A 12,908-nucleotide genomic window follows, 5' to 3' on the forward strand; every position below is an offset into this window, starting at 1 on the left:
AAGAAATGAATAAAGAGCAGCCATAACCACTCTTTATTATTTATTGTTGATCACATTTTTAATTAACTCACATAAAGTGGTCCACTGAACGATGTCACTGGTGGAACTTTACCCGTGAATTTTTCAAAATCGACCACTACGGTATTCGCACTGGTTGCTTGAGCAAGCTCTGAGGTTGGAATATCAATGGTTAATGTATTAGGATCGCCATAAGTATCTATAGCGCCAATATCATTATTCAATGGCCCAAACCACGCCCCTTCTTCAATTCGAATCACTCCAGTTGGATAATGACTTGAAAGCACAGCGCCGGCTAACAATTGCCCACGATCATTAAACACTCTTACAATATCACCCTCTTTAATGCCTTTTTTATTCGCATCGTCAGGGTTGATATAAACGGGTTCATGCCCTTTTACGGCATAGGTATTACGGAAGTCTTCAGAATCACACATTTGTGAATGTAAACGTTTATTAGGATGGCATGATTGGAGCCAAAATGGGAATTTATCAGATTTAGGTCCGCCATGTGAACGCTCTTCTTTTTCAAACCACATGGGGTGGCCTTGGCAATGCTCATAGTTATAACGCGCAATTTTACGGCTATAAATTTCAATAAATCCAGAAGGTGTACCTAAGCTATTAATTTCAGGATCTTCTCTAAAAGCAGCATGACTGACATAGGTCTGGTCTGTGGTAAATTCGACCAATCCTTGTTGCCAAAATTGTTTAAATTCTGGCATTTCATGCTTACCGTCATTAGCTTTTCGACAATCATTATACAGTTGTTCAATCCACTGCATTTCTGTCATACCACGGGTATATTGTTTACTTTTTCCAAATCGTTCTGTTAATTCAGTGAATATCTGAAAGTCGGTTTTTGATTGATATAATGGATCAACCAATTTGTGCATCGCTAGAATACCACTGGTTGAGTAAGTACCATATTGGTCGAGATCACTACGTTCAAATTGTGTACAAGCAGGTAAAACAATATCAGAAAAACGGCACGTTGGTGTCCATGTATAATCAATATTAACCACCGTTTGCAGCTTTCTAAATGCCTCTTTCATACGGTTACGCTGCTGATGGTGATTCCATGGATTACAACCACTAAACACCATCATTTTAATATCCGGCAAGACCACATTAGCGCCGTTATATTGAATTTTTTTACCCGGTTCTATAATGGCATCAATCCATCGAGCAACCGGAATCGTTGAGCTATAACCTTTAAAATCAGTATTATTCCAAATAGGTTGCTGACCTTCATCAACATTACGCGGAAAACCACCGGGACCAGCAGCAGTGCTAAAAGGTAATCCAACCCCACTATAAAAATGCGAATAAGACACCCCACCACCGGGCAAACCGATTTGACCTAACATGGATGCTAAAACCGCCCCCATCCAATACGGTTGTTCACCATGCTGTTGACGCTGCACCGCCCAACCAAACATCAACATGGTGCGATCTTTCACTAAATTACGTGCAAATTCTCGAATAGCATCTGCTTTTACACCACAAATAGGCTCAGCCCACTCTGGCGTTTTAGCTATTTTGTCTTTACCTGTGCCTAATAAATAAGGTAAGAACTCATTAAAGCCGAGTGTATACATTTCTAAAAATTGTTTATCGTACAAATCTTCTTTATACAATGTGTGCGCAATGGCAAGCATGAAAGGCACATCAGTTTGAGGGTTGACGTATTGATGTTCACAATTAAAATATTGTTGCGATTTTGATACCACAGGATCGACCGAGATCATGCGGATCTTGCCATCAGCCACTTTCTGTTTTAATTGCTCATAGTAAGCATAAGAACCGTGGGTTTCACATTGCCACCCTACCTGACTATTTTTAATCGGATCGTTTGACCACCATATCAATGTCTTACAATCTTTGAGTATGGTTGACCATGTGGTTGCTTGAGCATAAACCTCTGTTGAGCCTAATACGTAAGGTAAAATAGTTTGCCCTGCGCCAGTAGAATAATCACCAACTTTCTTAATAAAGTTACCATGCATGCCCACAGCACGTTGCATGTGCGACGTACAACTTTGGAACTGTCCTGTTTCTCGCCATCCTGTTTGACCAGCATGCAATGCCCACGGACCGTAATCTTTCTGCACCCGTTGTAACTCTTGATAAAATAAATCTAATGCTTCATCCCATGTCACCCGTACAAAGCGATTATTACCGCGAGTTTCACCACTATATTTATTTTTCTTGAGCCAATCTAAGCGCACCATCGGATAGCGCACTCGTGAAGGACTATAAATTAAGCCTTTGATCCCGTTTAACATATCGGTAGGATTTTTATCAAATTCTAACGGTTTTATTTCAGCGACTTGGCCATTATATATTCGAGCTCGAAATGCCCCCCAATGAGAACCCGATACCTTCCAAATGCCCGGCGCATCGGCGGCGGGCGTATTAGTATCACTCGCGTGTGCAACTTGTAATAATAACCCTGGGCCAATCACAGAAGCAGCACTGGTTGTCGCTAACCCTTGTAAAAATTTACGCCGACTCAAAGACATAGATCTTTCCTCTTTTTAAACGGGATACGCTATCAATGTTTGTCTTTTGCAAAATCTGATGAATGATTTTGTAAATATTTCAAAACAATGGCTTCACTGTCGGTATCAAAATTCACAAACGCTAACATGCCATTAAACATTCCCGGCCACGTATTGGCATCAAAATGATTTTCGGCAGGTTGAGTATGGCAGACACTACAATTGGTTTTATAAGCTGATTGTGCAACTGACCAAATATCATTAACATTACTCACAAACTTCGCTTTTTCTACCCACAGAGTCGCTGTGACTTGTTGCCATTTAAGCCCTGTTATATCATCTTCTTTTTCGGTCGTCCCTTTAACAATATTCTTGTTTTGAGCCGCTTTTTTGCTTAATGCTGCGGTTGGTATATTCATACCAAAATCTTGATTAATAACGCGACCAAACCCTTTTTCCTTACGCCAACCACTGATCTCAATTTGTAACATGTCATCTTTAACAGCGACAACTTTCACACCCGATGCTGGCTCTAATGATCCACCATCTTGGGTTTTTGCCTCATCTTCAAACATAGGGATAAACTGCATACTGTAGTAAGTATTACCGTTCTCATAATCTGTATTTTGTGCCACAGCCGCTAATTCAGAAATCATGCCGCCTGATGAATCCATATTTGACGGTAAATGGTGGGCAATCCCTTTATGACAATCAATACAGCTTTGATCTTTTGCAGCCGCTTGCTTCATTTGTACTTGTGCCCGTGGCGACATTTCATCCCATTTCATACTGTCGTAACTGTGGCAGCTTTTACATTCTAAAGATTTATTAGCTGCAAACCGCTTCCACTCATGCTGAGCCAATTCCAACCGCTTCGCTTCAAATTTTTCAGGGGTATCAATGGTGCCGACAATCGCACCAAACACTTCTTTACTGGCCTGCATTTTACGGGCGATTTTATCGGTCCAATTATGGGGAACATGACAATCAGGACACGTTGCCCTCACTCCTGCATTATTCTCCCAGTGAATGGTACCTTGTAATTCTGGATAAACGGTATCGCGCATTGAATGACAACTGATACAAAATTTTTCAGTATTAGTCACTTCTAACGCAGTATTAAACCCACCCCAAAAGACAACACCAGCAACAAACCCACCAAGGGTCAGTACACCAAGGCTTATCTTTGTTGCTGGACGCCAAAAGGTTAACCATAATTTTTTTATGAACGTCACCATTGTTCTCCCTCCGTTGCTTAGTTCATCGAAACATTACAACCTAACCATGCCCAGGAGGACCAAAAACAAACACTTGTAACGCCCATATCGTAAAACCATAACCACTCACTAACGCCATGGATAACAATGGAAATAATAGAATAATAATGAATAAAAAGGCCCACCATTCATAGCGACCACGTTCTTGTTCAGTAATTTCAGTACTAGCCATAATTGACCTCTAGATAATCATTACAACAGCGATATACCATTCACGAATAACAATGGATTGATGAAATTATAGTCAATGATGAATAACATTCACGTTTAACGCTCAATTAGTTCTATCAATAACAGCCTTTGAGACAAATTACAGCCATAAAAAAAGCCAGCATCACTGCTGGCTTTTTTGCGTACTAAAAGAACTAATTGATATAATTACTGTTTACACAGGTTCAATATCTAATATCCCTTGTACGGGTATTTCTACTTTTGGTTTAGCACCGAAACCGCGTAAACCCACTACGTGTACATGTTCACGATCTTTAAATATTTTACGTACCAATTTATAGGTCGTACCTTTTTCAGGGCTAATATTTTCAGGGGCCGCAATTAATAGCTGCATATCTAGACGTTCACATAACTCAAATAAGGTCGCAATAGATTTACCATCTAAACGCGCGGCTTCATCAAGGAATAACAAACGACAAGGAATAATATCTTTACCGCGTAAACGGCGAGATTCTTCTTCCCAACTTTGTATAACCATCAATAGAATGGCTTGACCAGTACCAATCGCTTCACCGGTCGATAACGCACCTGATTCTGCTTGTAGCCAACCATCAGTACCACGATTAACCTCAATGTTCAGCTCAAGGTAGTTACGGTAATCCAGTAACTCTTCACCCAGAATTTGCGGTGAACGCTGACCCATATCAATATGTGGATTTAAACGCTGGAATAATTTCGCAATCGCTTCTGAGAACGTTAGACGATTATTACCAAATAAATCGTTATGTTGATCTTTTTGATCAAGTAACCCAAGCAGTAACGATTCATGCGTTTCACGTACTTTAACGTTAAGACGAACACCACATACCTGTCCAAAACCAACATGTTGTAGACCTTGGTTAAGCATTCGAATACGGTTTTGCTCACGCTGAATTGTTTTACGAATAATCTTCGCAACAGAATCAGAGCTGATCGCTAAACGTTGTTCACGTGCGGTAAGTTCTTCTGTTAAACGACCAAGCTCCGCTTCCATTTCTTCGATAGCTTCAACCGGATCATCAGTACGAATAATATCGTGACGAATACGCTCACGTAGATGCTGATACACCGCAATATAGAACAACACTTTACGCTCAGGACGCGCGACATCTTCTGAAGCACGTAATGCATCACGTAAGTTTTCGTTATCAGCCACCGCCAGGCGCAATGCACCTAGCGCTTTATCTGATAATGAACGTAGTTCGTCAGCCGACATGTATGCCATTTCACGGCGATGTAAACGACGTTCAACATCACTTTCACGAGCAAGGCGTAATACCGCACACCAGCCTGCTTTAGCATTCACAACCAACTTACGGAAGTCTTGGTAATCTTTACCCACTTTACGTAAACGTTTCATCAAGCCTTTCATTTCAAGCTCAATTGACGTGGTTGATTTCTCTAATGTACTGCGACGATTACGTGAACTGTGTAAGCGTTCATTCAGTTCATTACGACGCACTAATGCACGTTCTTCTGCTTCAACATCTGCACGAACACCCAACTCTTGCAGCTCACGTTCAAACTCAAGCACAGTTTCATTCTTAGCTTGATGCGAACTTTTCAGAGATGCTAACAACTGGTTATATTGGTTCGTTTGTGCACGTGATTGCTTCAAGCTTGCACGAGTTGTATTACGTTGTTGCTCAGCGGTCGCTAATTTTAGTTTTAGCTGATCATTAAGCTCTGAACTCTTACTCAATAACTCAACCGAATCAGCATAACTAAAGTAATGACGGCGCTCGGCCAAATCTGCAACCGCAAAAATCAATGTTTTAAGTTGTTGCAGTTTTTGATCGGCGGCTTCGTAATTGGCCTGTAATGCATCAAACTGCTCAGGATCGGCATTAAGTGCAGATACTAACCCTTCAAGTTCAATCAATGCTTTACCGTAACGATCCAAATAATTACGCGCTTCATCCATTTGCGAAAGTTGTTGTTCAACTTCTGCAAAACGTTCAGTTAGCGTTTCATCTTCAAGCAATGTCACGATTGGGTTTAATTTGCCCAGTAAGGTTAAGCCTTCACGTGCTGCGGCCAGTTGGCTACGTTGTTGTTGCTCTTGTGCTTGTGACTCGGCTAACTGACGCATGATCTGATTACGCTGATCACGGGCTTGTTTTAGTTCAACCTCAGGATCGGCATTAAAGGCAATCGCCATATGGGTTGCCACAAAACTATTAAAGCTTTGGTATAAACGTTGTAACTTTTGCGAATCAAATGCCGCTTTGGCGTGATCTTCTACCACTTGATCACGCTCATCACGTAAAGACTCTAATCGCTGTTCACGTGCTGCTCGGCCAAATAATGGCACTTTCGGGAAGCGTGAATAACGTAATTGGCGATCATTAAGATGCACACATACTGCATTCTCAAGTTCATCAACATCAAAACCACTGTCATCAAATGAATCAGCATCACCTTCAATGATGTACAAATCATCGGGGCAATCATCAAGAGCAATCAGCTTTTCTTTAATGCCACTTAAATCAGGGACGATAATTGCATGACGAGATGGGCCATACATCGCACTGAAATAAGGCGCATCCGCAAGCGTAATGTCATCATAAATTTCAGATAACATCGTACCGCCAAGCGTCTCAGCCAACGCACGCAGACCTAAATTATCACTACCACCTGGTTGTGCTAAGTGTTCAATATCATGCTCTAATGTTTGTTTGCGTTGCGCTAATTGGTCACGCTGTGCTGACACTTGACGTTCATTATCAAGTGTTGCTTGCATTGCATCCATTACCGTTTGGCTGCTGGTTAATTCAGTATTGGCTTGGTCAGCAAGGGTTTCAAGTGCATCTGAAGCGGCAATCCACGTTGGTGCAGAAGCTTCAAGTGCGCTAATACGTACAACCAATCTTTGCTCGTTATGACGCATGTCATTACGTTGCTCAACCAAGCTCGCTTGATCTTGCTCTAAGCTTTCTAAGGTTGCTTCATGGCGCGCTTGTTCTTCCGCTAATGCCAATTCACCATCAATGGTAGTCGCAAACTTTTTAGCATACGTTTCAGCAAGTTCAATCGCTTGACGTTGACTACGCACACTACGTTCTAAATCACGATATTGTGCTTTAAGTTGTTCACCACGCTCAGAAACAGAACGAAGCTGACGACCATGCTCAATTAACTCGCGCGCTTTATCACTCGCAGTAGTACGATCAACAACACCCGCAATTGTAGTCACAATTGCTAAGCCTTTTTCAAACTGCTGCGCGGCGGCTGATGACATATCAAGCTTATGCTTTAATGCCAATAACGCCGTTGTTTGCGTGTCTTGCTGTTGTTTAAGTTGTACAAGATACGGTGGCGCTTGGTCTGGCAGCATTTGATGATCACCAGACAAATTACGTGCTTTTTCTAATGCTTGTACCGCTTGTTGGTACTGCAATGCACGGGTTTGCTGCATGTCCAATGCTTGTTGGTAGTCTGCTAACTGGGTTTTTAAGCTATCAACTTCTTCTTCCGTTAGCTGTGATTGTTCTTCGGCTATCGCTAATTGTTCAGCCGCCTCTTCAACCACCATCACTTGTTCTTCAAGACGTTCAGTTAACTCTTCAAGATCTTCTTTATAGCGAGCAATTTTCTCAGCTTGGCGAACAGCCGTTTGCACTAACTGCAAGTGATCAGAGGCCGCTTGATGATCTTGCTCTAATGCACCTTCTTGCTCGGTAAGTTCGCCAAGCTCTGCATTCATGTTATTTAACGATGATTGCTGATCAACAAGCGCCTGACGCGAACCCATTAGCTCACCACGTAAACGCAGTGTTTGCTCTAGTTTTTGCTGACGTTCGTTAGCATGACGCATATAATCGGCAGCAACATAATTGGTTGCTTCAGAAATCAAATGCTTAAATAAGTCACGATCCGTTTGAGTTAATTTGATCGCTTCTAACGTCATACGATTTTCACGTAACGCCGCTTCCATATCTTGGAAAGCTTTTTTTACCCCAGAATTATGCGGTAATAAATAGTCACGTAGTGAACGAGTGATTGCACTTGAAATACCACCATATAAAGAGGCTTCAATTAAACGATAGAACTTTGAACGATCTTGGCTATTACGTAATTTCTTCGGTAATACACCCATTTCAAACATTTGCGTATGGTAATCAGTTACCGAATTAAATGTTTTAAACTGCACCCCTTCGTGCTGGCTAACGAGATCTTTGACATCGTTAAGCTGACGAACACGGGCTTGGTTTTCAGAAATCGTTTCAACTAAAATTTCAGCAGGTTTGATATGTGAAGGTAAACCTTGAATCAAAAATGGCTTAATATCCACTTTCTTATCGCGGCCAGCCACTTGCTGTAATTTAACTGCAAAAATAATACGTTGCTGCTTTGAGTTAACCACATCCAGTGCTGCATAACAGGCACCGGGTTTTAATTTACCGTGAAGACCTTTATCACGTGAAGCATTTGAGCTACCAGCTTCAGTGGTATTACGAAAGTGTAGTAGGCTTTGGTCTGGAATCAGTGTCGTGATAAACGCTGCCATCGTGGTAGATTTACCCGCACCGTTACCGCCTGAAAGCGTTGTCACCAAATTATCAATATCAAAGGTACGTGCAAAAAAGCCGTTCCAGTTGATCATAGTGAGCGATTGATACTTGCCGCGTTCCATTAAATACTACTCTCCTGTACCGCTTGCTCTACATCTTGTTGCATTTCAAGCATTTCTTGATTATTGGTGTCAATATCATCAAGCAAACTTGATTGACTTGACGTTTGCTGGTGAACCACGGCTTCACCGTCACGAATCAATCGTAACTGCGCTTCACGGACATCATCACCAGTACGTACATCAGCACCAAAACGGAACACAGATTCACTGATACGGAACTTACCATTCTCACCAATTGGAATAAGCATTCCTAAGCGACGTAAACGACGTAATGACGTTTTTACTTTATCAAACAACTTTTCACGATCAAGATCAGAACCTAATGCGCGATTGGTGACAAGTTTCATTAACTTTTGTTCATCAGCTAATACTAATAACTCATCAAATAGCTCTTGATTAGTAAAGATACCTTCGTGTGCTAAACGCTCAGGGCTAAGATAAAGAAAACACAATACCTTACCAACGAGCATATCAATTTCAGATAACACTGAACGACCGATCAATGAGGTTGAACGCGGACGTAAGTATAAAAAACCTTCAGGTGCACGTACTAATTCAGCATTATAACGACGATAAAACATCGCTAATTCTTTCTCAAACTCAATTAAGTAAGCGTGGCTATCTAAATCTTCACTTGAAACATGGCGGCCAGAGCGCAACGCGTTATCTAGCGTAGGGAAAAGTGGGTTAGCAATTGCTTTTGCCAACTTCTCCGGCATAAATTCTTCAATATTTGTCAATGACATGGGCTTGTACCTTGGCTCCGTATTCGTTAATTGCTTTCCAATCAGGCTGAATGGCATTGAAGTCCGCTTCGGAATAACCCATTCTTACAGCCTGATCAATCACAATCCGTGCTAAATCAAAATGTTGTGCATACGGATGTTGTGCCAAATAATCTTTAAGTAAAACACTCAAGTTGATTGGGGCACCTGTTGCTTTATGTGCTTGTAACATCAAACCGACTTTCTCAGCCAATAGATCGTTAACTAAATCAAGTTCTTCAAATTCCATTTCTCCAGGCACAATACCTGTCACTTCATCATCACGTAATATTAACGTTTCATCACGCATATCAAGTAAACGTTCAGCATCTGCAAATGTCAGTAACCATGGTGCATCGAAGTAATCGGTAACCGATTGGCGTAATCGTTGACTAAAGGCGCGATTTTTATCCATATCAATCGCAGTACGAATAAATTTATGCACATGGCGATCATAGCCAATCCATAAATCAATCGTTTGTTGTCCCCAACTGATAATGCGATCTAATTTCATTTGCAGGATATAAATCATACCATCAACAAAATCAAGATCATTACGTCCTTGAATCGCTTCTTGAATAGTAAGTAATTGACTTTGAAGCTGATCACCTGCGGCCTGCAATGTATCTTGCAATTCACGTAGTGTTGATGATGTTTCATCAAGTAATGCTTCACAATTACTGATAGCAGCTTGCCAGTCTTGATTTAATAACTCTGCAATATTGAGCTTCACTTGTTGCTGCTGCTCATCCATTGCACGTTGGTTTAAATCGATACGATCAAAGATTTCAGCGACGGAATATTTTAAAACTGCATGCACATTTAGATGCCAATGTTTTTCATCACCGCCGTCTTGTGCTGCTGTCGCTGCTTTATTGATCTCATCTGCCACCATTGCTAACTGAATAGATAGTTTTAGTGTTGAGAATTCACGTTGCCGCACGTAATAATCAGTAATGCCGAGCGCTAACGGACTTAATCGATAAATACTAGCGCCATCAGTCACCTCACTGGTAAAACGTGATATCAACCGCTGTCTTACCAATTCATTTATGGCGTTATTGGCACGAAATGCTAGGGTTTCCTTGGTTTGACCGAACATATCGCTCACAATGCGAAATGCATCAACCAATTCACCTTCCCCTAATTCTTCATCAAAGCGATCACCACTTAAGACAGCAATCGCTAACAAGAACGCCAGCCGTTCTGTCGGTAAATTAAGGGCAAACTCATTATTTTTGACCCAATTTACTAACTCAGGAACAGTCTGGATAACTTCACTCATCCCTTGTCCTTATTGCTATTATTTAAATTTGTCACCACTGTTGACGTTACATCTGTGAGAGGCTTACGCGCATACACATGAATGTAACGACCTAATGACAAAAAAGGTTCCTGACGACAAAGCTTTTGCTCCATATCAAGAACTTGTTCGAAACTGTAATCACCCATTCGATCATGCTGCATATAATCATAGAATGTGCGTACGCCGGTCTTACCCATTATGTCAAACCCAGCCGTCGTTAGACACTGATATACATCATCAGGTTTTATATCTTGCTGAGGTTGTAATTTAAACCGTTTACGGTGTGGCATGCCCTGTTCTATATGGGTTAAATTCCCACAAATCAGATTCTTAAACAATAACCCGTTGTAGTTATAAAACATGACAGAGATAACGCCACCGGGTTTTACGTTATCTAATAAATCGGTTAATGTTGCAATTGGATCAGCCAGCCACTCCATAACCGCATGAAAAAGAATTAAATCAACGGGAGCTTCAATATGCTCACTAATTTCTTGAATCGGTGAATGCACTAACCGATATTGCTCAACTAAGCCATTTTTAGCAATTTCTTGTTCCGCTAATGTCAACATTTCGCTAGAAAGATCACATAATGTTACGTAATGCCCAAGAGCCGCTATTTTTTGAGATATTTGCCCAATACCGCCACCAGCATCTAATACTTGTAATGGCGAGACACCATTCAATTCCTGCAGTATATATTCGATATCTTGCCAAACAACAACTTGTCGTATTTGACCTTTCGCTGTGCCATAAATATTATCAGCGAATTTTTTCGCTAAATCGTCAAAATTTCGGTCTTTTTTCATGGCTCATTTACGTTATGATAGCGATGCTAGAATATGGCTTATTTTCTCACAAGCGGTAAAGGAATAAAGGCTTGTGATCGATTTTAGGGCTCAACTGCTGAAATTTCGGACGACATATTATGTTTATACTTAAAAAAATCATCTCAACATTAATAATGCCGCTACCGTTTCTATTATTAGTCGGCGTTATTGGTTTATGCGTACTGTGGTTTACACGTCGAAAAAAATTAGCTTCTATCTTAATAAGTATCTCTCTAATTGGTATTTTCTTATGTTCTTTTCAACCACTAACAACCTTTTTACTACGACCATTAGAACAAGAAAATTCAGCCTTTGTAAGTACCACTAAACCGATTAGCTATGTAATGGTGCTAGGTAATGATCAAGTGATTGATAAAACCTTTCCAATTACCTCTGAGCTATCTCAAACTGCGATTGCACGGTTAGTTGAAGGTATTCGTATCTTCCGTATGTATCCTGGCGCAAAATTAATTTTATCAGGATATGGTGGAATAGCCTCTCATGGCATTAGTCATGCTCGTTTAATGGCGCACTTAGCCATAGCGTTAGGTGTTAATAAACGGGATATTTTATTATTTGAATCGACAAAAGACACCAAAGAAGAAGCTTTTCAAGCGGCTGATGTTGTTAAAGATAAGAATATGATTTTAGTAACATCAGCCAGTCAAATGTCCCGTGCACTTTACTATTTCCATCAAGCTGGATTACAGCCAATTGCCGCACCAACAAATTTTAGAGCCAGTAATAACATTCGTGATTTTGTGCCTGATTCAACCTACCTCACTCAAATGGAAATTGTTGAACACGAACGTTTAGGGCAATTATGGCAGCGTATTACCCGTCTATTATTAAACTCAAAAACTGAACATTCACAGGCCGAGAAGGCAAAACATGAAACGTTATAAATCATCCAACATCATGTTTTAGCTGCTTTATTTTCAGCCAGAGGAAACACTGTATAACTCTGGCTTTTTTAAGCTAACCTTATTTTTAGCATCATTATTAAACTCATGCTGTTCTAGTATTATTTTTATCTCATTATTTTATTCTAATCTCAGCATGCTTTACTGCATTTCATGATAAAATAATGACTTATTACTTAACAAAGAATTTAATTCATGAAACTTTTAATCCGTAGCCTTTCTCGCAGTACCACTGAAGATCAAATTCATAAAATGTTTGAAGAATTTGGCAAAATTAGTGCGTGTAATCTTGTATTAGACGAAAAAACAGGTAAATCAAAAGGATTTGCATTTGTTGAAATGGCTGATGATGAGCAAGCGACTCGCGCAATGAAAGCTCTTCATGAAATGATGGTTGATAAAAGCCGTATCCGTGTAAAAATTGCTGAATAATCCAATAT

The 12,908-nt window shown here is 40.5% G+C and carries 9 protein-coding genes; 2 read left to right on the forward strand and 7 right to left on the reverse strand.

The features are described from left to right. Window positions 1-62 precede the first annotated feature (62 nt). The 7 genes from torA to cmoM form a co-directional block, all read right to left on the reverse strand. The gene (torA, locus tag CIK00_RS00580; protein ID WP_101766989.1) at window positions 63-2,543 is read right to left on the reverse strand and encodes a trimethylamine-N-oxide reductase TorA; all 2,481 of its coding nucleotides are present in this window, start codon (window positions 2,541-2,543) and stop codon (window positions 63-65) included. A 32-nt stretch (window positions 2,544-2,575) separates the two neighbouring features. Beyond that, window positions 2,576-3,760 (reverse strand): pentaheme c-type cytochrome TorC, encoded by a 1,185-nt coding sequence (torC, locus tag CIK00_RS00585; RefSeq protein ID WP_101766990.1) that lies wholly within the window; start codon window positions 3,758-3,760, stop codon window positions 2,576-2,578. Window positions 3,761-3,800: 40 nt separating this feature from the next. Continuing rightward, window positions 3,801-3,971, reverse strand: coding sequence for a periplasmic nitrate reductase, NapE protein (locus CIK00_RS00590; protein ID WP_045035557.1), 171 nt, complete (start codon window positions 3,969-3,971; stop codon window positions 3,801-3,803). Window positions 3,972-4,184: 213 nt separating this feature from the next. Continuing rightward, window positions 4,185-8,645, reverse strand: coding sequence for a chromosome partition protein MukB (mukB, locus tag CIK00_RS00595; RefSeq protein WP_101766991.1), 4,461 nt, complete (start codon window positions 8,643-8,645; stop codon window positions 4,185-4,187). Then, complete coding sequence (mukE, locus tag CIK00_RS00600) at window positions 8,645-9,391, reverse strand: chromosome partition protein MukE (RefSeq protein WP_101766992.1); 747 nt, start codon at window positions 9,389-9,391, stop codon at window positions 8,645-8,647. The genes mukB and mukE overlap by 1 nt, the downstream gene beginning before the upstream one ends. Next, window positions 9,372-10,694 (reverse strand): chromosome partition protein MukF, encoded by a 1,323-nt coding sequence (mukF, locus tag CIK00_RS00605; protein WP_101766993.1) that lies wholly within the window; start codon window positions 10,692-10,694, stop codon window positions 9,372-9,374. Before mukF ends, mukE begins: the two co-directional genes overlap by 20 nt. Then, window positions 10,691-11,524 carry a tRNA uridine 5-oxyacetic acid(34) methyltransferase CmoM gene (gene cmoM, locus CIK00_RS00610; protein ID WP_101766994.1) on the reverse strand — a complete coding sequence of 278 codons (834 nt, stop codon included), beginning with the start codon at window positions 11,522-11,524 and terminating at the stop codon, window positions 10,691-10,693. Before cmoM ends, mukF begins: the two co-directional genes overlap by 4 nt. 119 nt (window positions 11,525-11,643) lie before the next feature. On the opposite strand from cmoM, the gene elyC reads away from it, so the two are divergent. Together elyC and CIK00_RS00620 are read left to right on the forward strand one after the other, a co-directional pair. Then, a complete protein-coding gene (elyC, locus tag CIK00_RS00615; RefSeq protein ID WP_101766995.1) occupies window positions 11,644-12,450 on the forward strand; it encodes an envelope biogenesis factor ElyC in 807 nt (268 codons plus the stop codon). Between the two features lie 213 nt (window positions 12,451-12,663). Continuing rightward, window positions 12,664-12,900 carry an RNA recognition motif domain-containing protein gene (locus CIK00_RS00620; protein WP_101766996.1) on the forward strand — a complete coding sequence of 79 codons (237 nt, stop codon included), beginning with the start codon at window positions 12,664-12,666 and terminating at the stop codon, window positions 12,898-12,900. Window positions 12,901-12,908: the final 8 nt, after the last annotated feature.

It is taken from the genome of Photobacterium carnosum (assembly GCF_002849605.1).
In the GTDB taxonomy this organism is placed as follows: Bacteria; Pseudomonadota; Gammaproteobacteria; order Enterobacterales; family Vibrionaceae; genus Photobacterium; species Photobacterium carnosum.

Coding starts and splice junctions, on each gene's coding strand:
- torA (WP_101766989.1), bottom strand. CDS start 2,543: ATGTCTTTGAGTCGGCGTAAATTTTTACAAGGGTTAGCGACAACCAGT.
- torC (WP_101766990.1), bottom strand. CDS start 3,760: ATGGTGACGTTCATAAAAAAATTATGGTTAACCTTTTGGCGTCCAGCA.
- CIK00_RS00590 (WP_045035557.1), bottom strand. CDS start 3,971: ATGGCTAGTACTGAAATTACTGAACAAGAACGTGGTCGCTATGAATGG.
- mukB (WP_101766991.1), bottom strand. CDS start 8,645: ATGGAACGCGGCAAGTATCAATCGCTCACTATGATCAACTGGAACGGC.
- mukE (WP_101766992.1), bottom strand. CDS start 9,391: ATGTCATTGACAAATATTGAAGAATTTATGCCGGAGAAGTTGGCAAAA.
- mukF (WP_101766993.1), bottom strand. CDS start 10,694: ATGAGTGAAGTTATCCAGACTGTTCCTGAGTTAGTAAATTGGGTCAAA.
- cmoM (WP_101766994.1), bottom strand. CDS start 11,524: ATGAAAAAAGACCGAAATTTTGACGATTTAGCGAAAAAATTCGCTGAT.
- elyC (WP_101766995.1), top strand. CDS start 11,644: ATGTTTATACTTAAAAAAATCATCTCAACATTAATAATGCCGCTACCG.
- CIK00_RS00620 (WP_101766996.1), top strand. CDS start 12,664: ATGAAACTTTTAATCCGTAGCCTTTCTCGCAGTACCACTGAAGATCAA.